A 25,185-nucleotide genomic window follows, 5' to 3' on the forward strand; every position below is an offset into this window, starting at 1 on the left:
CCTCTGTCATCTAGTTTATCATTTATTCCTCTATTACCAAGACGAGGTTATACTTTGTGATGATTTGTTTATCGTTTTGTGACCTTTATAAAACCTCCTTTGAGATATTCGTTTGTTATGATTCTTCCCGAGGAACTTAAAGTGAGGGGGATTTATTCATGTTAACTGTTCAAATCGTGTTATTCGATGGCTTCGACCTAATGGATGCCATTGCACCTTATGAAGTTTTTCACGCCGCTGCCATGTATGCTGATCATGTGTTAGAAGTAGAGCTCGTTACGGCTGAAGGGCCGAGATCAGTGGCCAGTGGTACCAATGGATTAAAAATGGAAGCGAGCGGCAGACTTGATCCGAAACAAGAGGGCATTATCGTAGTGCCTGGCGCGTCCGGTGATGTTGAAGGAGATGGTCCAGATTCAATCCCGGCTATTCTCGGCAGGGCCATGAATACGGAATTGACCCCTATGATCAGGGAAGCTCTCGACCATAAGGACATCGTTGTTGCCACGGTCTGCGGCGGTTCCTTGTTATTAGCCATGGGAGGTCTCATGGAAGGCAGACATGCGGTAACACATCGCTTGGGGATGGATTTACTTGGTGCAACCGGAGCGATTCCAGTTCCGGCTCGCGTAGTGGATGATGGTAACCTGGTTACCGGGGGCGGTGTGACCTCGGGACTTGATGTAGCGCTGTATCTGGTCGAACGTGAACTGGGACCGCGTATCGCACACAAGATAGAGCAGTTGTTCGAATATGAACGAAGAGGAACCGTTTGGAAAGAGACAGGCATTGCACCCAGCACTCACAAGTCGTTAACGAATAACGAACAGAGTCCTAATGTAATGAATCAAACGGCCGTAACCTCTGTCATGTTACAGAACGAGAAAACAAAGACATCCGTCTTCGACGGGAATTGGGATACCACAATCGTTACACCTGTCGGTAAGCTGGAAGTTAAGCTCTACATAACGACAAGTTTCGATGGGATCCAGGGGACAGCAGTACAAGGTGGTGAAACAATCCGATTTTTAAATCCCGTATGCCACGACAACAAGTTAACCTGGTCCCTGCCGATTACCAAACCCATGCGTCTGAATCTGAAATTCGAAGTTACTGTGGACGGAGATCAGATGAACGGGATCGCTAAAGCAGGTCTTCTCCCTGCTTCCAAATTATCAGGAAGACGAATAAACTAGCCTGGTTATCTATATGAACAAAAAGGAGTTTCGGGGGGATTGCAGCAGATATGAAGAAACGAGGAACATTATACGGCTGGCTGGTCTGTGTCAGTAGTTTAGTTATTGTATATGCGTTGGTGAAGAACTATTGGATAGACCCAGAAGCCTCAAGCTTTTTAAGCCACAAGACGGGTTTGAAGCGTGAGCTTCATCTTCCAATTTGGTTAAATGTCATGTACGTTCATGTTGCATTTGCATGTTTGGCCATGGCGTCCGGACTGGTGAATTTCTCTAATCGGATCTTTGAAAAGAGCCGCAGGTTCCACCGTATAAACGGTTATGTATATATTGTGTCCGTAGTGCTTGTTGTACTGACTTCTGGTTTTATGGCTCCTTACGCCACTGGCGGGAAAATAAGCAGTATGGGCTTCAATGTCCTTAATATCATCTGGCTGTTCATTACTATTACGGCTCTCATTCAGATTAAACAAAAACGTATGATTCAGCACCGGAACTGGATGGTCCGAAGTTATGCCTTCTGCTTCACGAACATGTTGATTCATCTCATCACTTCCCTCCTTCATCAGGGATTCGGAATGATTTATGCTACCAGCTACACGATAGGCATATATGGATCTATTGCATTACTGCTAGTTATTCCTGAATGGTTTATCCGAATGAAGAGCATATAATCTGTAAAAGACCTTAGCTCACCGTTGTTTATGCGGATGCAAGGTCTTTACATGTTGTTATTCCTTATGCATTTCGTTACAACCTACAAAAATGGTTTCCATGCTGTTTCAAACATCTTACTTGAGTGCAGTAATGTAATGGTATAGGGATCCCTCTCAGCTTCGTCATAGAGGGCAGAAGTACTGAAAAGCTCAACCTGTTTTCCCTCTTTCAAAACCATAATTTTTGAACATAGACCCGGTAACAGCGTGAGGTCATGCGTAATAAACAGAAGAGACAAGCCCTGTTCCTTCTGAATGGACATGAGCAGTTCAATCATCTGCTGTTGTAATACGACGTCGAGATTGGAGACCATTTCGTCACAGATTAACAGTTTGGGACGCGTTAACAAAGCTTTGGCGAGACAAGCTCTTTGATACTGACCTCCGCTCAGTTTTCCGGGGCGATTTCGAAGAAGCTTCTCATTCAGGCCCACCTTTCCCCAATATTCAAGGACTCTGTGCTTGCGCTCGGCTCTGTTGTAACGGGTGAAATTTATTAAAGGCTCTTCCAGGCACTGAAACAAGCTCATGGCGGGATTTAATGTAGAGCCCGTGTTCTGAAAAACAATCTGGATATCGCGATACCAATCCTTAAACGATGATATTCCTTTGCTAGGCAAGGGCCGTCCGTCAAAAAGAATATGGCCTGAGGTTGGTTGTTTTAAGGCCATGATAAGCTGGGCAAGCGTGGATTTACCACTGCCACTCTCCCCTACAATAGCCAGTGCTTCTCCATCTTCTATTCCAAAATGAATATCTTCCAGAATGGGTCTTCCGTTTATTTCCTTATACAGCCGCTGAATTTCAAGCATAAGCTCTCTCTCCTTTGCCAAGAAATCTTTGAGAGCAATGCCTGCACAATTGTTGGGTATATTCATGTTCCGGTGCGCTTAAAATGTTGTCCTTACTGCCCTGCTCTATTATTCTCCCCTCACGCATCACACCAATCGTGTCCGCAAGATAGCTGGATATAAGTAAGTCGTGGGTAATAAACAACATGCTCATGTCCGTGTCCAGAATGAGCTCTTTCAGAAGGAATATGATCTCAGCCTGTGTACTGACATCCAGTGCACTCGTTGGCTCGTCGGCTATCAGAATTTTCGGCTTTAACAGAAGCGCCATCGCAATCATGACACGTTGATTCATTCCACCGCTTAACTCATGGGCATAACTGCTCATCACACGGGACGTGTCCTTTAAGAGAACTTGGGATAACATTTTTTTGGCCTGCTTCTCAGCCTCATATCTTGAAACAGGCAAGTGACTGCGCATCAGATCAACGAATTGCCGGCCAATCGGAATCGACGGATGCAAGGCCTGTTCCGGATGCTGGAAGATGGCGCCGATCTGGCTCCCTCTGATGCTGCGCCAGCGCTTCCTGGATAATTGCTGCAGATGTTCACCCTGTAATACGATGTCACCTGACATGTGCAGATGAGCAGGCAGCATATCCAAGATAGCCTTACTTGTCAGCGTTTTACCGCTGCCGCTTTCACCAATCAAGCTATATGTTTTCCCTGACTCCAGAGAAAAGCTGCTATCATGCACAAGCGATTGACCTTCCGCGTTTCTGATATTTAGATTTTTAACTTCGAGCAAGGTCGTCATTTAGCGTTCCCTCCTCAGTCGCTCGCCTATAATTTGGAACGAGGCTGCAGTCAGAAATATCATAAAGCCTGGAAAGAAGCCCATCCATGGGGCGACCTGCAAATAATTTTTTCCGTCCAATAGCATGACACCCCATTCGGGAGAAGGAGGCTGTGCACCAATACCCAAAAAGGATAAACCGGATAAAGTCAGAATCACCTTACTCACGTCCAGAATGAGCATCGTTCCAATCTGAGGTGTAATATTCGGAATCATATGTTTGGTTATTATTCTAATTCCAAATGCTCCGCTTACCCTGCTGGCGGTAATATAAGGTTCCTTTTTCACATCATGAATTAGTCCTCTAATAATTCGTACATACTTGGCCCACCAGGAGAGAATCACCGCAAAATATACATTTTCCATGCCAAAGCCAAGGAAGCCAACGACCACAATGGTAAGCAGCATACTCGGTAATGCTGTGAAAATGTCGGTTAAGCTCATCATGAGCATGTCCAGCTTGTTCCCCAAAAAGGCACTCCATGTCCCCACCAGAAGACCAATCAACATCACAACACTAAGTACAATAAATACAGGAAATACCGATTCACTAATCCCGTGTATGACCCGGCTTAACAGGTCTCTTCCTAAATAATCCGTTCCGAATGGATGAGCAATGCTGGGAGGAAGGAGCTTCTGTTGATGGTTGGTATGGAATGGATCATAAGGTGAAATCCACGGGGCCGCAAGCCCTGTAATAATAAGTAGGATGATATATAACAACGCTGCCGTTGGCAGTTTATTCGCTCGGATGATACTGATCAACCTTCCCACCTCTGTTTGTCAAGATGAACACGCGGGTCCGCAAGGAAGTACAACAGGTCGGTCATAAAATTAAAAACAAAAATAAATGCTGCCACGAATAGTGCGCTCCCTTGAATGACTGGAAAATCACGGCGAAAAATAGCTTCAAGCATGTATTTGCTGAATCCCGGAAAACTGAAAATCGTCTCGGTGATAATCGAAGCCCCAAAAAAGCCGGGTAGACTCGTTGTGATCAATGTCAGAATCGGGATGAACATGGAACGCAGTAAGTAAGACGGATAAAAGATGCTCGGCCGCAATCCCCTGGCTTTTGCAGCCTCAATATACGAGAACTTGCTGTACTGAATCGTATAGGATCGAACCATCCGAATAAAGTAAACACTTTGCACCAGCGTCATGGCAGTTACCGGCAAAATATAATGCCGTGTGGTCGAGCTGCCTACAACAGGCAGGACGGGCCATATCACGCCAAAGGCATACATTAGAAGAATAGCAAGCCAATATAAAGGGATCGACAACCCCAAAATGGTCATTGAATAAACCACTCGATCTGCCATTGTGCCTTCATTCAATCCCATCCAGATTCCAATCGGTATGGATATGAAGAGGGTTAATAAAAAAGAGCTTGCAATGAGTTTCGCCGTTGAGCCTAAACGCTCCATCATTTCACTTAATACGGGTTCTCCAGATGAAAAGGAATGTCCGAGCTCTCCTTGAAATACATGATGGGCCCATGTTAAATATTGCTGAATGAACGATTGATCCAATCCCCATTGCTTCTGTAAATCAGTTACGATGGATTGTTCCGGTACGGCTCCGATTTCCAGCAGCAGCATCGACGCCGGATCACCCGGCGCCAAACGCATTAATGTAAAAACAAACAAGGAAAATAAAACAAACGTGACTATCAACATGAACAGACGACGAATCATGGAGCGGAGCATTACTTCGCTTCTTTCTTCAGGTAATGCCACTTCAACGGATCGTCCTCAATAGCATTGAACCTAAAATCAACCACTTGGCTTGAATGAACAAAGGTTTGCTTCGCGTAGTATATCGGAACAGACATGGCTTCCTCATGCATGCGGAGGAACACCTGATTGAACAGCTTTTGCTGCTGCTCAGTGGAAACCGTAGCCGCGATTTGATCCAGCAAATCGGATAAAGGCTTGTCCTGATACGCAACTCCCGGTGAGGATGGCGAATCATAGAATAAGGACGACAGGAATCGATAAGGTAATTGAGCATCAGTGTATGTCCGATACATAAGCAGATCATATTCCTTTGTGCTCCACAGGGTATCGTAGTAAGCTGCCCGCTCCTGATTCACAATATGGATTTGAATGCCGATCTGCTTCATGTTGTCTTGAAAAATCTCAGCCATTTCTTTCCATTCCGGATATTCTTCCGTTTGGATGACCAGACGAAGCTGCAGAACTTGTCCATCTTTTTCATAGAGCTGCTTGTTGTTATTCCATTGGTAGCCCGAGGCTTCAATCAGCTGTTTGGCTTTTTCGGGATTATACGGATAGGAAGGCTGATTACTGTCGGATATAAATGCAACCTTTTCCTGGAACAATCCTCTGACAGGGTCCCCGCTACCACCCGCATACTTGCTCGTATCATTGCCATAATTGATAGCTTGGCGGATATTCTTATCAGCTAGAGAAGTATTGTGTTGGTTGATGACCATAAAGTAGGACATTGTACTGCTTCCGGTTTCGATTACGTAGTTGTCGTTGTTCTGAAATACCGGGAGACTTTCCATGGGAATATTCCCAAGTTCCCCGCCCGCAAGATCCACCTCTCCAGATTGCAATGCCAATACCCTTGCCTGAGGATCTGTAATGACTTTGAAAACAAGTGAATAGTCGGATGGTTGTTCTAACCAATAATGATCATTCGGGATTAGAACAGTCTGAATCCCCTGTTGATACTCTCCTATTTTCCAGGCACCCGTTCCAATCGCTTTTTGAAAAGTACCATTCACATCTCCCTCAGGGGTTACCGAGTTTGGACTCATAATTCGAAATGGTCTTGCCTGACTAAGCTCGTACAACACTTGCGTTGCTGTCTCCTTAAAGGAAAGTACGACCGTTTGATCATCAGGTGCTTCCACTTTTTGCAGTAAACGGGATATTTCAAGCGAAGCATTCTCTTCCCTGCTTACCGCTCTTTCCAAAGAAAACTTCACGGCTGCTGAATTCAGTGGACTGCCATCCGAGAAAAGGACCTGATTTTGCAGATGTAAAATGTAAGTCCTGCCATCATCGGATATCTCCCAGGATTCCGCCAGGCTGGGCGTAAATTCACCTTTTCCTTTATAGTCTACAAGGGCATCATATATAGCCGCATGCGTATGTCTGGAACCATTGTAAGTCGACGCATCAAGCTTGTCTGCTTCAGTATCCTGCGTGACTGCGACCACAATGTTCTTGTCCTCCTCTGCTGCAGAGGGTGAGCTCACATGTTGTGAACACCCCATAATGAACAACAATAAGACAACAGCAATTACTCCAAATCCAGATCTTCCAAACATCCCTACTCCTCCTATTCCTCTTCTAAGCTGTTTATGATTGCATAGCTGTTATTCTCATGAATACTTGCTAGATGAACAATCTTTGTATATTATTAATCGTAATCATTACGTTTAGCAAGGGATTTTTTATATAACAAGGAGACGATGTTAGTGAGTGAGCATAAACTTGTACAACAATATCGGGATTATTGGGACAAAGGAGCAGCTGTCTATGATGAAATTGTCGATACCGAATTTACGTCCAACCGATATGATCAATGGAAGGAAATTCTGAGTCATTTTTTTTCCGGGAAAAGTAATTTAAAAGTGCTTGATGTAGGTACGGGCCCTGGTTTCTTCGCGGTTCTGCTCAGCCAGCTGGGGCATCAGGTTACTGCTATTGATTCTTCCCCGGAGATGGTGGCTAGAGCTAATCAAAACGCCCATAAATATAATTGCAGTATCGAGGTTATTGAGACAGATATTATGGAATATAAGACAGAAGAAAAATATGATATCATCATTTCACGAAATGTGACCTGGTTCCTGTACAATCCTGTGGCTGCATATCAAAATTGGCATGGAATGCTTAATGACGGAGGCCAGGTTATTATTTTTGATGCGAATTGGAATTTATTTTTAACGGATCCAAAGGAGGCAGAGCTTTTTCAAAAAGACAAGGAGGAGGCTGCCGCAAAAGGGTACGTGCCGTACCGCCCAGAGAAGGATGTCGAAGAAGGAGACCAACTGGCACTTACGTTGCCATTAAGCTATGTAAGAAGACCTGAATGGGACAGTGAAATGCTCCGTTCAATCGGCTTTGCCCAAATCCAAATTCATCAAGGATTCGATGCGGAATTGTATCATACAGGTGAACAAACTCTGAATCGACACAGACCGATGTTTGCGATCGTTGCTGAAAAATAGCATTTCTGGGAAAGATCTGACCAGCATGGGTAAGGATATGTCAACTTTATAATCCTACATCGTAATAAAGCTCCTATTGCTGGATTCTCTCTGTATTCAAAAAAACAAGCTATCGCTTATGCGATAGCTTTGTTTAACCATGAGTATATAATTGCAGTATGCCATCTACCCAGGATTTCCTGTTCAAGAAATCAGAGTTTGGCCAATTCGGCGAGAATTTCGTTGGGCTCCATCCGCTTCATGAAGTCCGAATTCACATAGGCCGATCGAATGATGGCATGCTCGTCAATCATGAAGGTGGCCGGCACAGGTAACTTCCAATTGGTATCAGCGTTGTACTCTGCAAGGTTTATGCCAAAGTTTTGATACAGCTTCTGGATATAGTCTGGAACGTCAAAAAGAAGATCGTAGCTAGCTGCTGCTAAACCGGCGTTATCACTGAGCACTCGAAAGGTAAGCTGCTCTTTCTCTACTTGGCTCAGTGAGTTATCAGGAGTTTGCGGGCTAACAGCAATCAACTGACCACCCAACGCTTTAATTTCGGGTAGAATCATTTCATAGCTTCTCAGCTGCAGATTACAGTATGGGCACCATCCCCCCCTATAAAAAGTAAGAACGACAGGTCCTTTAGCCAGCTCTTCATATAATGAAATCTGTTCCCCCAAGGAATCCGGCAATAAGAAGTCTTTGGCTTTGGCACCTGCTGGCAAGCCCGTTGCGATTCCTTCCTGCTGAATTTCACGAATCATTCGAAACATTTCCATATGCACTTCCGCGGGACTGTTCGCGACAAATTCCTGCTTCATACGATCAAGCTGCTGATTCAGTCCTAAAATCTCTTTACTCATTAGAAACGCTCCCTTTTTCGAGAATTTTAAATTAATATGTTTTCTATTCTCCTAGTCAATGTTACTTGGCCACCGAAATTAGATTCCCGTAGCCTTTTGCTTGCATCTCCGCCAAAGGAATGAAGTGAATCGAAGCGCTGTTAATGCAGTAACGCTTGCCTCCTTGATCTGCGGGCCCATCATCAAAAACATGACCAAGGTGAATATCCCCTGAGCGACTCCGGACTTCTGTCCGAATCATATGATAGGAAGTATCTTCTCGATAGGTCACAACCTCTGCTAAGATTGGACGGGTAAAGCTTGGCCAGCCACAACCGGAATCATATTTATCCTCACTGGCAAAAAGAGGCTCTCCGGTGCTCACATCCACATAGATTCCCGGATCATACGTATCCCAGTACTCATTCGAATACGCCCGCTCTGTGTCCTCCTCTACGGCAACTTTGTACTGGGCATCCGTCAAAATCTGCTTCAGCTCAGCTTGACTGTGTTTTGGATAATCCGCAGGGTCAATACTGAATTCCCCAATAGCATTTGTGTTGTCGGCAGAGTCACTTGTCGAACCAGACTGCTCCTGAAGCACCCCCATGTCAATATGACAGTATCCTTGAGGATTTTTCTCCAGATAATCCTGATGATACTCCTCAGCTTCATAGAAATTTTGCAGTGGCAGTACTTCGGTGACGATTGGCGAATTGTAGCGATCCTGTTCCTTACCCAGTACACGCTGGATGATCCCCTTTTCTGCCTCCTCTACGTAGTACATTCCTGTGCGGTATTGGACACCCTGATCATTCCCTTGACGGTTCAGTGATGTCGGATCAATTACCTTTAAAAAAGATTGCAGCAGTTCCTCCAAAGAGACGCGATTCTTGTCATAAGTGACTTCGACTGTTTCAGCGAAACCGCGATCCCCCTTCAAAACATCCTCGTAGGAAGGCTGCTCTCCACTACCATTTGCGTAGCCGGATACCACATCTTTCACGCCATAGATACGGCTCATATATGCTTCAACACCCCAGAAACACCCCCCTGCCAGATAAATCTTATGCAGGTCTGCCCCTGTAAAATCGAGGCTTTCATTCGGGTTGGGTACATCCACTGCTCGGGTATGACCGGAGCTTGCAGTGACCAATCCCGAGCCTATTGGAGAACAACCTGCCAAAGCAGGAAGCAAAAGCAGCAGGCTGGTGATGAGCCAGAATCCTGATCTGCGGGAGAGTGATGATTTGATAGCAGTGCGGAAGCGAACGGACATCATGATTTTCCTCCTTTGAAGATCGTCTTTGTTATGCAGAACGAAGCTGAACAGGCATTATTGAATCTGGGCAACCGTTTCCCGAATCAAATCATTACTGTTATGACCCAAAACCGTTTTGGCAAGCTTACCCTTCGTATCAATATAGAGAGACGTCGGATATGCTCTCACACCAAACTGCTGCGCATAAGTACCATCAGGATCAAGCAAGACAGTGAGATTCTTCTCATCCATGCTCTTATACCATTTGGAAAAATCTTCAGCAGATTTCTCACCCTTGAAGTCAGGAGATACAATACTAATTACTTTAAAATCCGGGTCTTCACCTGCCAGTTGATTCAATTCATCCAGTCCGGCCAAGCAGATGGAGCACCAGGATGCCCAATATTTAATGTAGACCTTTTCCCCCTTGAAATCATGAAGTTGAACCGCCTCGCCTTCCAGGTTCTTTAAGTTAAAATCTGGAGCGACAGATGCAGCATCGCTCTCCTTCACCGATAAAGAACGATCGTCACCAGCATTACGTGCAGCTGTTGAAGAAGGAGTGCAAGCAGATAGCAACAGAACTGCCCCCAGGAAGGACAACAGCAATCCTGTTATTTTGACTTTGGCTGTAGTTGGTTTGGGATGCACAAAAATCCTCTCCTTATATTCGCTTGAGAATCTACAACTAAAAATTAAAAGCAGCTGTAATGATGGCAAGATTATTGGTCATCAGCAAAACCCCCATCACGATGAGGATAACACCAGATACGACTTTGATTACTGGCGTATACCGATACAATTTCCGCAAATGACGCAGTAATATATCTGAGAACACTGCCAGAACCAGAAATGGAATGGCCATTCCTACTGTGTAAATGAACATCATCCAGACACCATAGGCTGCTGATCCACCGCTGGCAGACAGACCCAGGATAGCAGCTAGTACGGGACCAATGCATGGAGTCCAGCCAAAACTGAATGTTAAGCCCAGCAGAAATGCTCCCCAGGCACCCCTTTGCTTTCCCGATCCTAGCTGCAAGCGTTTCTCCTTTTCCATAAAAGCCAATTGAATGAATCCGGTCTGTTGAATGCCAAACCCGATTACAATTGCACCGCAGGTGATCATAAACCAGGAACTGTTAATCACACTGCCAAGTGCTCCTGCTCCAAAACCAAGAAGCAAGAAAACGACTGATAAACCTAAAATAAATAGCAGGGTGTGTCGAATCAACCTGAGATTTGGACGGAAACTTGCAGAATCCGATGGCTCTGACAAACGTCCAGCCTCCGAGCTCCCAAGAAAGGAAAAATAAACGGGAAGCATCGGGAGAATACAGGGAGAGAAGAAGGAGAGAATCCCCGCAGTCAACACACTCCACAGGTATACATTTTCTGTAAACAAATTACGCCTACCCCCAGTCTATATTTTCTTAGGGAAAATGAGTGTAAACTGACTCCCCACTCCATATTGAGATGTGACTTGAATCTGCCCGCCCAGCATTTCCGTGAGCTCCATCGCTATGGAAAGTCCGATCCCAGAGCCTCCATAGTTGGGATTGCGTGACTCTTCCACACGGTAGAATCTTTCAAATATTCGCTGTAACTTATCTTCTGCGATCCCGATTCCCTCGTCTTGAATTTCAAAACGAATACGATCCCCTTGAGAGATTACATTAATTTGTATCCTTGTTCCAGGCTGCGAGAATTTCAACGCATTGCTCAGTAAATTGCACAAAATACGTTCCATGCACGTTTTATCCGAATATAGCCAAAGATTCTCCGCATTCAAGTTAATATCAATCATCCGGTTCTCCAAAGTAATCTGAGGCTCAAAAGACTGCAACACATCTACCAGAAGATGATCTATCCACAGCTGCTCTACTTTAAAAGCAATAGCTCTTTGGTCAATGGCGGTTACCGCAAATAATTCATTGGCAAATGAGACAACACGTTCTGTCTGCTCCCCAATCCCCAATAAATATGTTTTCATTTTGTCAGGATCCTGAACAATTCCATCGATTAAAGCTTCTGAATAAGACCGAATGGAAGCAAGCGGTGTTTTGATGTCATGAGATAGATTGGCAATCAGTTCACTCCGGCGATTTTCCTCAAGCTGCAAAGCTTCAATTTTACTCTTTATATCCTGGGACATGTGGTGAAGTGATTCGCTCAATTCCTGCAATTCTTTTGTTTTGCTGGATGAAACCGGAAAGTCATAGTTGCCTTGAGCAATCGCATGACTTTGTTCACTCAGACGTGAAATTCCCTTGGCCATCGGAAAAATAAAAAAAGCATTAATAACCAAAGAAAGGATACTGGATGCGACGGTGATCAGCATAGCCATCTGTAAACGTTCGTAATCCAAAAACATATGCTTGTAAGCAACAAACAGCACAACAGTCACCAGCAGCAAGCTAACCAGATATGAAAGAATCAGACTTGTGCGCAATTTCATTCCGTTCTCACCTTCATCCTTCGCTACTTTTGAACTGATAACCAATTCCCCATACCGTTTTGATGACTACCGTTTTGTCCTGATCAAGCGTAGCCAGCTTTTCACGCAAATGATGCACATGCACATTCACAGTACTGGAGTCCTCATAATAGTCATAACCCCATACTTTTTTTAACAGCTCAGACTTGGAGAGTACCCGATGCTTTTCTTCCACAAGGGTCCAGAGCAGATCAAATTCTTTGTTGGTGAGGTCAAGCATCTGTTCATTCATATACGCAGCACGTTCGTCCTTATTCAGGCGCAAGCCTTGTTCTTGAAGTACAGCTGGTTCATGAAGCTTGAATTTATTTGCGCGTTTCAAAATATTGCGAATGCGAAACAATAGCTCTCTTGGACTAAACGGCTTGGTCATATAATCGTCCGCGCCCAGAGCAAGTCCATACAAGGTGTCCTTCTCCTGATTGAGAGCCGTCAAGTAGAGAAACGGAATATCATACCCCTCTGCCTGCAACTGCTCCACGTACTCATATCCATTTTTTTTAGGCATCATAATATCTACAACCATGAAATCAATCGCATTACTCTTCACAATTTTTTCAGCTTCTTCTCCATTCGTAGCCGTGAAAACGGTGTAGCCTTCATTCAGCAGGTATAACTGACAGATCTCAACGATCGGCAGTTCATCATCTACAATCAGCACTGATGTCAATGAATAGTCACATCCCTTTGCTCAGGTTTAGCAGATGCTTGTTTCCATCCGAACTTGCGCCTCAATTGCGGGTATAACAAACGTTCAAGACTACAATTTGTAGTCCACCCCAGTCTGGAGAGCAGGATAACCGATATCATAATCTCTACGGGATAAGTAAAGACCATATCCGCTAAGATATAATTAACATGGACAAATACGGAAAACAGCAGAGCTGGCAAGGTTAACAATCCAATGATAAGCCCTGCCCCTATCATAATCTCTCCAACTGGAATGAGTATGTCAAAGACAGGGGACAATGGATGAACGATATTCTGAAAAAAAACTTTATACCACTCTGGCGAGTCCGTATTTGCTGCAACAACCGGTACCAGACTTTCAACTCCGAATCCCCCGCTTAATTTGTAATACCCGGAACTGATCCATAACCAGCCCATAAAGACGCGAGTCCCACTAAAAATCCAACCCATGATTCTGTGAAACCATAGCATGAAGCACCTTCTCTCTGACGATAAGGAGGCAGTCTCTTTCGACCCGAATTCGGATAAAAGAGAGACTGCCCTGTACAGGTCAACTTAGCGAAGCACTTCCAAAGATTACATGAGCCTTGTCACAATAAATCAAAACTGTATCATACTCTGCCGGGTCTACTCCTGTAAGATCAAAACTTTGCTCTGTTTGCTTCAGGTCGATTTTGCCCAAGCTTTTGCCCATTGTTACATCTTTCCCTTTTGTCAGGTAGATGTGCAGATCCGGCCCTTTTGACGTTTTAAAGTCACTGAGCATTATCTTTCCATCTTTGATCTCCACCTTGCCTTCGGAGATTTCTTTTCCGTCTCCGCTTAACATTCCCGTTTTCATTACGGGCATCTCTGTTGTTTTGGATTGCGGCATTTCTGTTGCAGTCGAAGCTTGTTTATTTGACTCTGCTGGTTTATCTTGCATCACGCACCCTGCCATGACTACTGTAGCCACCATCAATGAAATTCCTGTGGATAAAAACTTTTTCATATAATCGCTCCATCCATATATGTGTTATTGCTTTGCCTATGTATAAAGTATAGATTGCCCTTAACGGAATTGAAATTAAGCATCTATAAGGACTTTATTAAGTAAGCATTAAATTTATGGTGGAGTACATCCGTTGGGCTCCTCGAAATTTGGACAAAACTTGCCCACTTAAAGCAAAAAGTCGCTATATTAGCGACTTATAGTCGGACACTGTTCTCCCTCAATACTATACCGGACGAGTCTACAGTCCCTTACAGTCTATGGCTTGAACCATGAACTTCGGAGATATGTGTGATACTTAGGAGATATGTGCCACTTCAGTTATGGACAATAACCTCTCTAGCAGCCTCTATAAACGACGAGATGATGGGTGACATCCATTTGTCTTTGTGCCACAGCATCTGAGTATACACATGCAAGTCCGGGATCTCCCAAGGAAGTACCACAAGTTCGCCCCGTTCGACTTCGGCTTTGACTGTCATTTCTGGAAGAAAGGCTATGCCGATTCCCGTAATGGCACATTGTTTTATAGCCTCGGCATTTTGAAACTCCAAATACGTAATGCTATCAATGCCCTCTTTCTCAAATCCCCGGTCAAACATCGTTCGGTAGGTACAGCCCTTTTCATTCGTCAGGAACACTTCGTCATGAAAATCTTTCAACTGTAGTGAACTGCGTTTCGTAAGCGGATGGTCTGGAGCAACATAAAAGCGAAACGTTTCTTCTAACAATGGTTCGACGGTCAATCCACTTGAACGAATGGATTCATCCAACATAAAAACGACATCCGCAGTGCCCTCAAAGAGTGTTTGCTTAAGTTGCTGATTGGGAACGGAGCGAAAAATGAGTCGTACTCCCGGAAATCGAGAACGAAACAAATGAAAGACAACCGGAAGCCGATAGGCGCAGAGAACCTCGTTGGCACTGATTGTCAGGGTCCCGCTTAGATTTTCTTCGTCATGAACCATGCTGCGGGCTTCGTCCAACCGGTTAAGTACAGCTTGGGCATGAGTTAAAAATCGTTTACCCGCGGTTGTAAGCACGAGTTGTTTACCAAGACGATCAAAGAGACGAACACCCAGTTCTTCTTCCAATGCTTTGATTTGCATCGTAACGTTTGAAGGAACATAATTCAGCACTTCCGCGGCCCGTGTAAAATTCAACGTGGTAGCAACTGTGCAAAATGTGTTGAGTTGGCGCAATTCCATTTTGCGATCTCCCTTTACTTTCAATTTTATTGAAGGCTACATTGAATTCTATTCACTTTTACTGAGGATACCACGAGTTTATACTGACAACAAGAAATTACATCTCGTATATGTGGTTTCATTTTGAAGGGAGAGAGACAGGATGGATTATGAAATTTTTAATTTGGGTGATGTAGTCTTACAATCTGGGGTAACATTACCCAATGCATTCCTCGCTTATAAAACGTATGGAGAATTGAATGAGAAGAAAGATAATGTCATCCTCTATCCAACAGCTTTTGGGGACCAGCATGTTCAGAATGAATGGCTAATTGGCAATGGCATGGCACTAGATCCGCAAAAATACTTTATTATCATTCCGAATCTACTGGGCAACGGATTATCTTCGTCTCCCAGCAACACGCCACCTCCATTCGACCGAGCTCAATTTCCTCGGGTCAGCATCTATGACAACGTTCAATTTCAACATCGGCTGGTCATCGAAAAATTTGGCATTCAGAAGATTGCCCTTGTCGTTGGATGGTCCATGGGAGGTATTCAGGCATTCCAATGGGGGGCAAGTTATCCAGACATGGTAGAACGAATTGCACCCATTGCCGGCGTTGCCAAGACTTGGCCGCAGACGTTTGTCGTCCTCAATGGGGTAAGCGCTCCGCTTCTGGCTACCGCCCACTTCGATGCAAGCAAACTGAATGATTTGACTTCTGCTGATTTGCGCGCCGTTGGGCGTGCCTATGCGGGATGGGGATTTTCGCAGGCCTTTTATAGAGAAGAGCTCTATCGGGAGTTTGGATTTGACTCCGTAGCCGATTTTGTGACTAGTTTCTGGGAAGATGCCTTCATGCAGATGGATCCGCACAACGTCTTAGCGATGTTTAGTACAGGCCAGTCTGCAGATATTAGCGCTAACCCCACGTATAACGGAGATTTTGAAGGAGCTCTAAGGAGTATTAAAGCTTTAGCTTGCATCATGCCAGGGAGCACTGACCTCTTCTGCACACCCGATGATAACCAATACGAAGCAGAGCGAATGCCTAATGCGATATTTAGTCCAATTCATTCGATCTGGGGACACTTTGCTGGTCGCGGAATCAACAGCGTCGATAATCAATTCATTGACGACAACCTGAGACAATTGTTGGAACGTCATGCAAGCGAATAGACGATCAGGAGTCTCCTAATAGCGACTTCAATGGGTCATGTTCAGTACCTTAACGTTTACCTGCGATTCTATCTATAGAATTACGATATATTTGTTGGATAGATTCACACTCTTCAAACTCTAGTAATGTAATTAGTCTTAAGATCAATATTTCTTTAATCCAACGCTTCAAAATAATCAGCTTCTTCCTTTATAAAATTATATTTTCCCCTCGGGGAAACGCACCTTATGGATTAAGAATATCAATAAAACAAATATGGTTCTTTGCTGTTAAGCTCACTTTATTTGTTTATTTAGCTCAAATACTTGGGTACGCAAAAAAAGGCAGCCGCAACATTTCTGTTCGGCTGCCTTTTAAATATTTAAAACAAACTTTAATTATTCAGGTTGCTGCCAGAGAGAAGCTATTTCCGAATCGACTTGAAGGACTCTGTCTGCTGTGTAATGCCCTTCTCCGCCGCAAAGCGTTCGATGCTGGACGCGCCAAAGAATCCATCGATACCCTTCGTTCTCTCAATGACATAAGCCGCATCCTCCGGCTCTGCAATGGGTCCACCGTGGCAAATAATCATGATATCTGGGTTCACAGCCCGACCGGCTTCAATAATTGCCTCGATTCGTTCTACACAGTCGTCCAGTGTCAGCGCTGTTTTTGCACCAATGGAGCCCTTGGTCGTCAAGCCCATATGCGCAACCAAAATGTCAGCCCCTGCCTCCGCCATGGCCTTTGCCTGAGCAGGATCAAAAACATACGGAGTGGTCAACAGATCCAATTCATGGGCGATGCGGATCATTTCTACCTCCAGATCGTACCCCATACCGGTTTCCTCCAGGTTTTGTCTGAACACCCCGTCAATTAAACCAACGGTTGGAAAGTTCTGAACACCGCTGAAGCCTTGCTCCTTCAGCTGCTTCAAATATACCTCCATTATACGAAAAGGGTCGGTGCCACATACCCCTGCCAGAACAGGCGTATGCTTGACGACGGGCAGTACCTCGGCTCCCATCTCAACAACTATTTGATTGGCATCTCCATAGGAGAGCAAGCCAGCCAGTGAGCCGCGGCCCGCCATTCTGTACCGACCGGAATTGTATACGATTAGCATATCTGCTCCGCCCGCTTCACTGCTCTTGGCTGTTATGCCTGTACCTGCCCCGACACCCAGTAGAATTTTACCCTGCTTTACCTCTTTCCTGAATTTGTCCATAATTTCTGATCTGTTCAACTTATTCATTTCGTATATCCTCCTTATTGGATTCATTAGGAATTGCATGCATGAGAGTGATCAGCTTTTGTGCTGCGGCCTCTGCAAAGGCCGGATCGTTGATGGTGCAATCCATTTCAATTACTTCAACAATCGAGCGGTCGACATGCTGGCGCAGGGTATCAAACAACATTCGGTCTTCCTCCGGTCCGTAGAAAGGCTGCCCCTCCACATCGATTGCGGAAATACCTTTAAGCGGCAGCATGAGCACGGTGCTTTCTTTTGCCAGATTCAGCTTCTCCGCAAGCTTCCTGCCAATCTGTTCATTCTCTTCCACCGTGGTTCTCATCAGGGTTACCGTCGGATTATGCTGATAAAACTTATGATCCTTGAATTTCTCCGGCACAGTATCTGTCGGCCCAAAATTGCACATGTCCAAGGCGCCCACCGAGATCACCTGCGGAATGCGATTGCGTCCTGCAGCCTCCAAGCGATTCGGCCCCGCATTCAAAACACCGCCGATGATTTCATCCGCCCACTCCGTCGTCGTCAAGTCCAATACCCCTTCAATGAATCCCGCTTCAATCAACGCCTCCATCGACTGCCCTCCGATGCCCGTGGCGTGGAACACGAGCACCTCGTAGCCCCGCTCCTCCAAATATTTTCTTGCCGCTGTAACACATGGTGTTGTCACTCCGAACATCGTGGCTGCAACCAGCGGTTTCTTATCCGGTTTGTGCGTATGCTCAAACTTGAGCATACCCGCCATCGCAAATAACGCATTTGTAAATATTTTCGTAGAAATCGAATTCAATCCTGCTACATCCACCACGGATGGAATCATGACAATATCACTCGTGCCTACGTATGGAGCTGTGTTGCCAGATGCAACGGTCGATACCATCACCTTCGGAACACCAATTGGCAGAGCTCTCATGGCTGGTGTGACCAGTGAGGTTCCGCCAGTGCCACCAAAGGAAATGATTCCGTCAAATTTACCCTGCTTGTATAACTGAGGTACCAGCTTTTTTAATCCTATGGACAAAACCTCTGTAGCCAAAGCCCGATCCTTCTTTGCCGCAAGTTCCTCTATGACCATGCCTGCGGCGTGGGCGACTTCCCGATTAGACACATCCGGAACAAAGGACGGCTGGAATACACCTGTATGGATCATCAAGGTTCCCAACCCAAGTTCCTCTGCAATGCTCTTAATGTAAAGGTATTCATCACCCTTCGTATCAAACGTACCAATGATTGCGACGGTCTTCATTCCATGGCCTCCTCGTATGACTCATATAGAACAAAAGCTCGATCGCAGGCAGCAGGCTGATTTTTCTCTAACAGAAAAACCAGTACGATCGCTATAGCTTCATCATACTGGTCCTGTTTAGTTATGAAAACGCTTTTATGTTCTATGTTTTTGTGTTTAGGTTAGATCTGTACTGCTTGGGAGAACAGCCCTTAAGCTTTTTAAACATTTTGCTGAATTGAGCATAATTAGGATACCCTACCATGCCGGCCACCTCGGATAATTGAAGCTGCGGGGCATGAAGAAGCGTAACGGCTTTATTTATGCGGAAGCTCACCAGATAAGTCTGAAAGCTGCAGCCAACTTCCTTTTTAAACAAGCTGCTCAAATAGCTGCGGGAAACATGAGCCACCTTGGCCAGATCCGAAAAAACAATTTCACTGTTGTAGTTTTGTGCTACATATTCTTTGACAAACTCAACGTAATCATAATGCTTGGTGATGCCTTTCAGCATTTTAACCATAAAATCGTCCTCATCCAGATTACCCAGTCGTTTAAAATCGCGAGTAATTGACGTGATGGACTTCTCCGAAGGAATTCGTTCAAAAGCAGACCCGCCAATATAGCCCATAATGTCTGTATTGTTGCTATACATGTACTGGACATCGACTGGCGTCTTGACCGGCCCCCCGTAAATCATCTTGATCACATCCGGCTTAAGCTGGTTGCAGGTATCAAAAATACGCAGTGCCTTTGATTTGGCCGCCTCTAAGGATACAACCTTCCGTGCGCCCAATAATCCGCCTTCAGTGAGACCGAGGTGAGCACAGATTACATCTGCCCCCGCCTCAATCATATGGGCCGCCTGAAGTTCATCAAATACAAACGCCACCGTAAACAACTCCTGTCGATGAGCCAGGCGTATGGCCTCAACCTCTATGTCATAGCTGATCCCGTCTTCCTCCAGAGCCTCTCGGAACAACCCGTCTATCAACCCGACTGTAGGGTAGTTGTTGACCCCCGAAAAGCCTCTTTCCTTGATTTCCTTCATGTATTCAGCCACTTCTATAGTTGGATCATTCGCATTCAGTCCAAAGAGTACGGGAGAATGCCTCACCAGCGGCACAATTTCTCTTGACGCAAAATCCATCACCATCTCATTACTGTTGCAAAACGGTAAAAAGCCCGCCAGAGAGCTTCTCCCCATCTGGCGAAACCTGCCGGAGTTCAGCATTAATATAAAGTCCGCTCCGCTCTGAGCTGCATACTTGGCTGTAATGCCTGTGCCTGTCGAGACTCCGATGATGTGATTACCTTCGCGCAGCTCTGATTGAAGACGTTCCAGTATAACTCTTCTGTTCAAGCCCCATCCGCTCCTCATCCCAATTTAACAACTGTAGCTTTTGTCCCTCAATATTATTATTGTACCTTAAAGTTATGTAAGCAATTGATTAAGCGGAATCAAAAAAGCCGATCTCCCAGTTGGGAAATCGACCTAAAAAGAAGCTCTCTTTCAATTCATTTCATTAAAGTGTAACAATAATCGGACCATTTTTAGTCAGGATAATCGTATGCTCCACTTGAGCTACATAGCTTTTTTCTGTAGCAAAGGTCCAATTGTCTTCTTTTTGGAATACTTCTTCTTCTAGGGTAGAGATAAATGGTTCGAAGGCAATAACCATGCCTTCTTTTAATAATTCATCATCCGAAGTATCGTTATAATTATAAATATGGTTAGGTGCTTCGTGTATGTTACGTCCAACACCATGTCCTGTAAGGTTTTTAATAACCGTTAATTCATGCTGTCTAGCTGTTTGGAATACGGCTTTCCCAATTCCACTTTTTTTGGAACCGGGTTTTGCTTTTTTAAGGCCGGCTTCAAATGCTTCTTTAACGACATCACATATTTTCGTTAACACTTCTTCTCCTTCGCCTACTACAAACGAAATTCCTGTATCTGCGAAATAGCTGTTCTTGGAGCCAGAAACATCTATATTTACCAGATCTCCTTCATGAATAACCCGTTGCCCTGGAATACCATGTGCCACTTCTTCATTAACACTAATACAAGTAAAGCCAGGAAAATTATATTCACTTTTGGGAGCTGAAACTGCGCCTTCTTTCTCAAAAAGCTCCCCAGCTATATCATCAAGCTCCTTCGTTGTTATGCCAGGAATGGTTCTTTGCACCAACTCATCTCGAATTAAGGCAACAATTCTGCCAATTTCCTTCAAACCATTAAAGTCTTCTTCTGTTTTTGCAATCATTTTTTCCTACCTCACTATCTTTAATCGTCAATTAACTGTATAAGCAGAAACACACATTAGATAATCATATCTAAAGGGGCAAAGCTTCGCAACTTTTTTTAAATCGTCGGTGCGTTAATGAAATGCTTGTCTCTAACGGGTTGTGTTCTCCCAATATGGGGCCAAATTGAATGATAAAACCTCAATGACTTCTTCAAACATCGTTTCGAATGAGCGATCCTGGGGGGTCCGGCTCCACTGCAATGCCGATCCGAATATGCCCCAACTGATAACGAGTGCCATGGCTTCCCATTTTTCTTGTGAAAAGTCCTTTGTCTGCACTTCATTTATTCGTTTAAGCAGGAGTCGATGAAGATCCTGATGCATGGCATTTTCAAACATGGCTTCAAACTGCTTGTCTCCTGGCGAACTACATTGTTTAAACTGCAAAAGAAAATCGAATATGGTTTGCATAAGGATTCGCAAATTGCCCTCATTACATCTTGCTTCTTCCGGCAGTCTATCCCTTATCGTCATTTGGAATTTTTCCGTCATCCAATATTCTAGAAAGTCATATTTATCCTGAAAGTGCGCATAAAATGTTGTCCGATTTACGATTGCTTGATTCGTGATATCGTGCACAGAAATGGAATATACGTTTCTCTTTTTCCCAATCAGATCGTTAAAAGCCTGGACGAACAATTGACGGGTTCTTTTAACACGCGGATCCTGAGGATTAACCGACATTTCACGACCCCTTTCTCTTGGAACTACACTAACAGACAAAAGGACAAAAATGTTGGGAACACAACAAAAACAGCTTTTTGCAGGTTGTTCGCACAACTCAATCCTTTTATCTTTTGATTATGCGACTTATTCAACACGCACTTATACGATTATGATTGCACAAACAAAATCGTATAACAACTAACTTTTTTTGATTTGCAAACGAAAGGATGAGTGTAGAAATGATTGTTGTTACAGGAGCGAACGGAAAATTAGGTCGGAAAATCGTAGAGCAACTTCTCAAGCGTATTCCTGCCAGGGATATTGGTGTAAGTGTCCGTGATGTGAACGCGGCTCAGGATCTAAAAGAACGCGGAGTACGTGTTCGGCAAGGACATTTCGATAATTCTGAAAGTCTCATTCACACCTTTGAGGAAGCATCTCAAGTTCTCCTCATCTCCTCCCACTCCTTGGGAGAAGTGGCTGTTCGTCAGCATCAAGCCGCAATTGACTCGGCAAAGAAAGCCGGGGTTCGTCGACTGCTGTATACTAGTCAAATGTTTTCATCTGCAACGTCGCATTTTTCTCCCATGAACGTTCATGCTGCTACAGAAGAGTTACTAAAATCTTCAGGAATGGCTTTCACGTCGCTGCGAAACGGCTTCTATGCCGCATCAGCGATAATGTGGATGGGTGACGCCTTGAAAACAGGAGAATTGATTGCTCCGGAAGATGGTCCTGTTGCCTGGACAACCCATTCCGACTTGGCTGAAGCCACAGCAGTAATCCTGACAGAACAGAAATATGAAGGTATAACTCCTAACCTTACGGCTTCCGAAGCGATTGATATGGATAGAATCGCTTCGATTGCTTCCAAGGTTTTGGATCGACCGATTCGGCGAATTGTCGTGTCGGATGATGAATATCGGAACCATTTGATATCCCGTGGACTTCCGGAAGCAATGGTCGGCATGCTTACGGGAATGTTTCAGGCAAGTCGACAGGGAGATTTCTCGCATACCCATCCCGCTTTGGAAAAGCTGATTGGCAGATCCCCAGTGAATTTTACGGATTTCTTTAAAGGTTCAATTTCTCAATAATACGTTTTCTCGTTTTATGACCAAAATTAAAGAGCCAAGCGGCACATATGCCGCCTAGCTCTTTGGTCATTTCAAATCATAACTTTACTTACTCAGCAAGGCATCGGCCTTCTTCGCTGCTTCAGCTACAGCTGCCTCTGCCGAAACGGAAGAATCAACAACCGCACGAAGAATCTCATTTTTGATCATCTCACCAATCTCTGGATACACCTTCTGCATTGGACGTGGACCGGCATATTCCAGTTGATCAACCGCCACCTTGAACAGCGGCTTTTCCTCATAAAGCTTCTTCATTTCATCGCTCTCCACTGCACTGATGCGGCTAGGCAAATATCCAGTAAAGGAACTTGCATAAATCGTTTGCTCTTTGGCAGTCATCCACTTGATGAACTTCCATGCTGCCTCCTGCTTTTCTGGAGACAGGCCAGAAGTCATAACCAGATTGGCACCGCCTGTTGGCACCCCATACGTATCATTCGCTGGCATATATGTCGTTCCCAACTCAAAGCCTTGATCTTCTGCAACCTTCATATTGTTTGTCAGGTCCGCAGTAGAGGAGAACAGCATCGCTGAACGCTGATTGTGGAAATCCGTCTTCGCTTGCGTACCGGCATCATCCGTCGTACCAATGTTCATAATGCCTTCATCCTTCATTTTCAGCCACAGCTTCACAGGCTCAATTCCGGTTTCATTGTTGAACGCCGCGCTTTTCCCATCTTCACTGATCATCGTTCCTCCACTCTGTCTCACAAAAGCCTCATAGAACCAAATATCAACAGGCATTGAAATGCCGTAGCGTTGATCCTTGATCGTTAGCTTGCGCGCATAATCTTCAAATTCCGCCCAGTTCTTGGGTCCAGCTGGATCAAGTCCTGCCTCCTTCAGCATCGTACGATTAAAGTACAGGATCGGTGTGCTGCGTAAATAAGGGAGAGCATACAGTTTATCATTCACATAGGAATTTCCCATGAGCCCTTGAATAAAATCATCCATATCCAGCTGATCCTTCTCAACAAAAGAAGTCAACTCCTGCGTCATGCCCGATTCGGCAAACACACCAACTGAAGAAATTTCATTTTGCCATACTTCGGGAGCATTGCCCGCTGCGAATGCAGCCTGCGCTTTAGAATGCTGATCTGCGTACGTCCCCTGATATTCAGCCTTCACAACCACTTCATCTTGGGATTCGTTAAACATTTTGACCAAGTTCTCATTGTTCTCGGCAATTTTGTCTCCCCATGAGTACCAATATGTAATCTCTATGGGTTTGTTGGCTGTGCCATTCGAACTACCGGAAGCAGCATTATCGGTTGAACCAGCGGAGTTGGAATCACCGCAAGCAGTTACAGCAAGCGCAAACGTTGCCGCTAACAAAATAGATGCAAATTTTTTCATGGATAAATCCTCCTATTAAATTAATTATTTTACACCCGAATAGACAAATGCTTTAATAATTTGACGTTGTCCAAATAAGAAAACAATCAGAATCGGAACGACCAAAATCATGTTTCCAGCCATTAGAATGTGCCAGGCAGCTCCTCCGTCCACCTCGCGTAGCTTAGAGATCCCAATCGGAAGTGTTCTTGCTGCATCGGAGGTTGTCATCACGAGCGGCCAGAAGTAATCATTCCAGTGTGCAATGAAGCTGAACAATGCAAAGGTGACCAGTGTTGGACGGGCCATCGGCACCATAATTTTGAGAATGATTTTCCATTCCGGCGTTTGGTCAAGCCGTGCCGCTTCAATAAGTTCTTCCTGTACTTGCTTGAATGACTGCCTGAGCATGAATATGCCGAAGGCGCTGGAAGAGAAGGGCAGGATGAGTGCCAGCAAATTATTAATGAGTCCCCATTTGCTCATCAACAAATACACAGGCAGGAAAATGAGTTGACCCGGGATCATCAAGGTCACCATCGTTATCCCGAATAACAGCTTGTCTCCTTTGAAGGAGTATCTTGCAAAAGCATAGGCTGCCAATATAATGGTCGTGAATTGAAGAATGAGTATACTGACCGATACAACAACGCTATTCAGTAGATATTTCAAAAAAGGCCCTGATTCCCACGCCGCTTGGAAATTGCTCCACATCACCTTGGAGGGAATCCACTTGGGCGGAAAGATCACCGTCTCCGGGTAAGACTTCAATGATGTTGAAATCATCCATAGAAAAGGGATTGCAAAAATCGCAACCAAAACGATCGTGGCAGTAATATTCAGGATACGCAGCAAAGACTTCCTTGCCATGACATTTCCC

At 44.7% G+C, this 25,185-nt stretch carries 26 protein-coding genes; 5 read left to right on the plus strand and 21 right to left on the minus strand.

Features of this window, described 5'->3' with window-relative positions; translation table 11 throughout:
- Positions 1-158 precede the first annotated feature (158 nt).
- Positions 159-1,196: a DJ-1/PfpI family protein gene (locus Q0V21_RS00800; RefSeq protein ID WP_301877124.1), complete on the plus strand. Its 1,038-nt coding sequence runs from the start codon at positions 159-161 to the stop codon at positions 1,194-1,196.
- 50 nt (positions 1,197-1,246) lie between these two features.
- Complete coding sequence (locus Q0V21_RS00805) at positions 1,247-1,870, plus strand: DUF2306 domain-containing protein (protein WP_301877125.1); 624 nt, start codon at positions 1,247-1,249, stop codon at positions 1,868-1,870.
- 83 nt (positions 1,871-1,953) lie between these two features.
- Here the strand turns inward: Q0V21_RS00805 and Q0V21_RS00810 are convergent, their stop codons facing one another.
- From Q0V21_RS00810 to Q0V21_RS00830, 5 genes are read right to left on the minus strand one after another with little or no spacing between them, the layout of a single operon-like run.
- Positions 1,954-2,724 carry an ABC transporter ATP-binding protein gene (locus Q0V21_RS00810; RefSeq protein WP_301877126.1) on the minus strand — a complete coding sequence of 257 codons (771 nt, stop codon included), beginning with the start codon at positions 2,722-2,724 and terminating at the stop codon, positions 1,954-1,956.
- Complete coding sequence (locus Q0V21_RS00815; protein ID WP_301877127.1) at positions 2,717-3,520, minus strand: ABC transporter ATP-binding protein; 804 nt, start codon at positions 3,518-3,520, stop codon at positions 2,717-2,719. Before Q0V21_RS00815 ends, Q0V21_RS00810 begins: the two co-directional genes overlap by 8 nt.
- Positions 3,521-4,324 carry an ABC transporter permease gene (locus Q0V21_RS00820; RefSeq protein ID WP_179132783.1) on the minus strand — a complete coding sequence of 268 codons (804 nt, stop codon included), beginning with the start codon at positions 4,322-4,324 and terminating at the stop codon, positions 3,521-3,523. It lies immediately after the preceding gene.
- Positions 4,321-5,298, minus strand: a complete 978-nt coding sequence (locus Q0V21_RS00825) for an ABC transporter permease (protein ID WP_143805492.1) — start codon at positions 5,296-5,298, stop codon at positions 4,321-4,323. Before Q0V21_RS00825 ends, Q0V21_RS00820 begins: the two co-directional genes overlap by 4 nt.
- A complete protein-coding gene (locus tag Q0V21_RS00830) occupies positions 5,268-6,863 on the minus strand; it encodes an ABC transporter substrate-binding protein (RefSeq protein ID WP_079349049.1) in 1,596 nt (531 codons plus the stop codon). Before Q0V21_RS00830 ends, Q0V21_RS00825 begins: the two co-directional genes overlap by 31 nt.
- A gap of 150 nt (positions 6,864-7,013) precedes the next feature.
- Here Q0V21_RS00830 and Q0V21_RS00835 point away from each other — a divergent pair, with 150 nt between their 5' ends.
- Positions 7,014-7,769, plus strand: a complete 756-nt coding sequence (locus Q0V21_RS00835) for a class I SAM-dependent methyltransferase (protein ID WP_179132784.1) — start codon at positions 7,014-7,016, stop codon at positions 7,767-7,769.
- Between the two features lie 191 nt (positions 7,770-7,960).
- Here Q0V21_RS00835 and Q0V21_RS00840 read toward each other — a convergent pair whose 3' ends face one another.
- From Q0V21_RS00840 to Q0V21_RS00880, 9 genes are all read right to left on the minus strand, one after another.
- Entirely contained in the window at positions 7,961-8,617 is a 657-nt protein-coding gene (locus Q0V21_RS00840) for a peroxiredoxin-like family protein (RefSeq protein ID WP_079349051.1), read from the minus strand.
- 61 nt (positions 8,618-8,678) lie between these two features.
- Positions 8,679-9,878: a peptide-methionine (R)-S-oxide reductase MsrB gene (gene msrB / locus Q0V21_RS00845; RefSeq protein ID WP_301877133.1), complete on the minus strand. Its 1,200-nt coding sequence runs from the start codon at positions 9,876-9,878 to the stop codon at positions 8,679-8,681.
- Positions 9,879-9,932: 54 nt separating this feature from the next.
- Positions 9,933-10,508 (minus strand): TlpA family protein disulfide reductase, encoded by a 576-nt coding sequence (locus Q0V21_RS00850; RefSeq protein WP_301877134.1) that lies wholly within the window; start codon positions 10,506-10,508, stop codon positions 9,933-9,935.
- A gap of 37 nt (positions 10,509-10,545) precedes the next feature.
- The gene (locus Q0V21_RS00855) at positions 10,546-11,232 is read right to left on the minus strand and encodes a cytochrome c biogenesis CcdA family protein (protein WP_301878386.1); all 687 of its coding nucleotides are present in this window, start codon (positions 11,230-11,232) and stop codon (positions 10,546-10,548) included.
- A gap of 48 nt (positions 11,233-11,280) precedes the next feature.
- Entirely contained in the window at positions 11,281-12,315 is a 1,035-nt protein-coding gene (locus Q0V21_RS00860; protein WP_301877135.1) for a sensor histidine kinase, read from the minus strand.
- Positions 12,316-12,328: 13 nt separating this feature from the next.
- On the minus strand, positions 12,329-13,015 hold the full coding sequence (locus Q0V21_RS00865) for a response regulator transcription factor (protein WP_367620512.1): 687 nt from the start codon (positions 13,013-13,015) through the stop codon (positions 12,329-12,331).
- Between the two features lie 5 nt (positions 13,016-13,020).
- A complete protein-coding gene (locus Q0V21_RS00870; protein ID WP_301877137.1) occupies positions 13,021-13,515 on the minus strand; it encodes a DoxX family membrane protein in 495 nt (164 codons plus the stop codon).
- A gap of 79 nt (positions 13,516-13,594) precedes the next feature.
- On the minus strand, positions 13,595-14,035 hold the full coding sequence (locus Q0V21_RS00875; protein WP_301877138.1) for a DM13 domain-containing protein: 441 nt from the start codon (positions 14,033-14,035) through the stop codon (positions 13,595-13,597).
- A gap of 317 nt (positions 14,036-14,352) precedes the next feature.
- Complete coding sequence (locus Q0V21_RS00880; RefSeq protein WP_301877139.1) at positions 14,353-15,243, minus strand: LysR family transcriptional regulator; 891 nt, start codon at positions 15,241-15,243, stop codon at positions 14,353-14,355.
- Positions 15,244-15,385: 142 nt separating this feature from the next.
- Between Q0V21_RS00880 and Q0V21_RS00885 the strand changes: the two genes are divergently transcribed.
- Positions 15,386-16,405 carry an alpha/beta fold hydrolase gene (locus Q0V21_RS00885; RefSeq protein WP_301877140.1) on the plus strand — a complete coding sequence of 340 codons (1,020 nt, stop codon included), beginning with the start codon at positions 15,386-15,388 and terminating at the stop codon, positions 16,403-16,405.
- Positions 16,406-16,809: 404 nt separating this feature from the next.
- Here the strand turns inward: Q0V21_RS00885 and Q0V21_RS00890 are convergent, their stop codons facing one another.
- The 5 genes from Q0V21_RS00890 to Q0V21_RS00910 form a co-directional block, all read right to left on the minus strand.
- Positions 16,810-17,640: a phosphoenolpyruvate hydrolase family protein gene (locus Q0V21_RS00890; RefSeq protein WP_079349059.1), complete on the minus strand. Its 831-nt coding sequence runs from the start codon at positions 17,638-17,640 to the stop codon at positions 16,810-16,812.
- On the minus strand, positions 17,633-18,880 hold the full coding sequence (locus tag Q0V21_RS00895; protein WP_079349060.1) for a Tm-1-like ATP-binding domain-containing protein: 1,248 nt from the start codon (positions 18,878-18,880) through the stop codon (positions 17,633-17,635). The genes Q0V21_RS00890 and Q0V21_RS00895 overlap by 8 nt, the downstream gene beginning before the upstream one ends.
- A gap of 142 nt (positions 18,881-19,022) precedes the next feature.
- A complete protein-coding gene (locus Q0V21_RS00900) occupies positions 19,023-20,222 on the minus strand; it encodes a phosphoenolpyruvate hydrolase family protein (RefSeq protein WP_285075407.1) in 1,200 nt (399 codons plus the stop codon).
- 163 nt (positions 20,223-20,385) lie between these two features.
- On the minus strand, positions 20,386-21,126 hold the full coding sequence (gene map / locus Q0V21_RS00905; protein WP_024633312.1) for a type I methionyl aminopeptidase: 741 nt from the start codon (positions 21,124-21,126) through the stop codon (positions 20,386-20,388).
- Positions 21,127-21,258: 132 nt separating this feature from the next.
- Positions 21,259-21,852, minus strand: coding sequence for a TetR family transcriptional regulator (locus Q0V21_RS00910; protein ID WP_079349062.1), 594 nt, complete (start codon positions 21,850-21,852; stop codon positions 21,259-21,261).
- Between the two features lie 221 nt (positions 21,853-22,073).
- Between Q0V21_RS00910 and Q0V21_RS00915 the strand changes: the two genes are divergently transcribed.
- A complete protein-coding gene (locus Q0V21_RS00915; protein WP_079349063.1) occupies positions 22,074-22,931 on the plus strand; it encodes an SDR family oxidoreductase in 858 nt (285 codons plus the stop codon).
- 84 nt (positions 22,932-23,015) lie between these two features.
- On the opposite strand, the gene Q0V21_RS00920 is transcribed toward Q0V21_RS00915, so the two are convergent.
- Together Q0V21_RS00920 and Q0V21_RS00925 are read right to left on the minus strand one after the other, a co-directional pair.
- On the minus strand, positions 23,016-24,326 hold the full coding sequence (locus Q0V21_RS00920) for an ABC transporter substrate-binding protein (RefSeq protein ID WP_079349064.1): 1,311 nt from the start codon (positions 24,324-24,326) through the stop codon (positions 23,016-23,018).
- Between the two features lie 24 nt (positions 24,327-24,350).
- A complete protein-coding gene (locus tag Q0V21_RS00925) occupies positions 24,351-25,175 on the minus strand; it encodes a carbohydrate ABC transporter permease (RefSeq protein ID WP_053779416.1) in 825 nt (274 codons plus the stop codon).
- Positions 25,176-25,185: the final 10 nt, after the last annotated feature.

Source organism: Paenibacillus sp. 11B (assembly GCF_030487755.1).
Classification (GTDB): domain Bacteria; phylum Bacillota; class Bacilli; order Paenibacillales; family Paenibacillaceae; genus Paenibacillus; species Paenibacillus vandeheii.

What these genes read in the sequence shown, in the direction of transcription:
- Q0V21_RS00885 (WP_301877140.1), top strand. Translation starts at nt 15,386, where the DNA reads ATGGATTATGAAATTTTTAATTTGGGTGATGTAGTCTTACAATCTGGG.
- Q0V21_RS00840 (WP_079349051.1), bottom strand. Translation starts at nt 8,617, where the DNA reads ATGAGTAAAGAGATTTTAGGACTGAATCAGCAGCTTGATCGTATGAAG.
- Q0V21_RS00870 (WP_301877137.1), bottom strand. Translation starts at nt 13,515, where the DNA reads ATGCTATGGTTTCACAGAATCATGGGTTGGATTTTTAGTGGGACTCGC.
- Q0V21_RS00810 (WP_301877126.1), bottom strand. Translation starts at nt 2,724, where the DNA reads ATGCTTGAAATTCAGCGGCTGTATAAGGAAATAAACGGAAGACCCATT.
- Q0V21_RS00875 (WP_301877138.1), bottom strand. Translation starts at nt 14,035, where the DNA reads ATGAAAAAGTTTTTATCCACAGGAATTTCATTGATGGTGGCTACAGTA.
- Q0V21_RS00895 (WP_079349060.1), bottom strand. Translation starts at nt 18,880, where the DNA reads ATGAAGACCGTCGCAATCATTGGTACGTTTGATACGAAGGGTGATGAA.
- Q0V21_RS00890 (WP_079349059.1), bottom strand. Translation starts at nt 17,640, where the DNA reads ATGAATAAGTTGAACAGATCAGAAATTATGGACAAATTCAGGAAAGAG.
- Q0V21_RS00830 (WP_079349049.1), bottom strand. Translation starts at nt 6,863, where the DNA reads ATGTTTGGAAGATCTGGATTTGGAGTAATTGCTGTTGTCTTATTGTTG.
- Q0V21_RS00915 (WP_079349063.1), top strand. Translation starts at nt 22,074, where the DNA reads ATGATTGTTGTTACAGGAGCGAACGGAAAATTAGGTCGGAAAATCGTA.
- Q0V21_RS00805 (WP_301877125.1), top strand. Translation starts at nt 1,247, where the DNA reads ATGAAGAAACGAGGAACATTATACGGCTGGCTGGTCTGTGTCAGTAGT.
- Q0V21_RS00860 (WP_301877135.1), bottom strand. Translation starts at nt 12,315, where the DNA reads ATGAAATTGCGCACAAGTCTGATTCTTTCATATCTGGTTAGCTTGCTG.
- map (WP_024633312.1), bottom strand. Translation starts at nt 21,126, where the DNA reads ATGATTGCAAAAACAGAAGAAGACTTTAATGGTTTGAAGGAAATTGGC.
- Q0V21_RS00815 (WP_301877127.1), bottom strand. Translation starts at nt 3,520, where the DNA reads ATGACGACCTTGCTCGAAGTTAAAAATCTAAATATCAGAAACGCGGAA.
- Q0V21_RS00880 (WP_301877139.1), bottom strand. Translation starts at nt 15,243, where the DNA reads ATGGAATTGCGCCAACTCAACACATTTTGCACAGTTGCTACCACGTTG.
- Q0V21_RS00910 (WP_079349062.1), bottom strand. Translation starts at nt 21,852, where the DNA reads ATGTCGGTTAATCCTCAGGATCCGCGTGTTAAAAGAACCCGTCAATTG.
- Q0V21_RS00800 (WP_301877124.1), top strand. Translation starts at nt 159, where the DNA reads ATGTTAACTGTTCAAATCGTGTTATTCGATGGCTTCGACCTAATGGAT.
- Q0V21_RS00925 (WP_053779416.1), bottom strand. Translation starts at nt 25,175, where the DNA reads ATGGCAAGGAAGTCTTTGCTGCGTATCCTGAATATTACTGCCACGATC.
- Q0V21_RS00920 (WP_079349064.1), bottom strand. Translation starts at nt 24,326, where the DNA reads ATGAAAAAATTTGCATCTATTTTGTTAGCGGCAACGTTTGCGCTTGCT.
- msrB (WP_301877133.1), bottom strand. Translation starts at nt 9,878, where the DNA reads ATGATGTCCGTTCGCTTCCGCACTGCTATCAAATCATCACTCTCCCGC.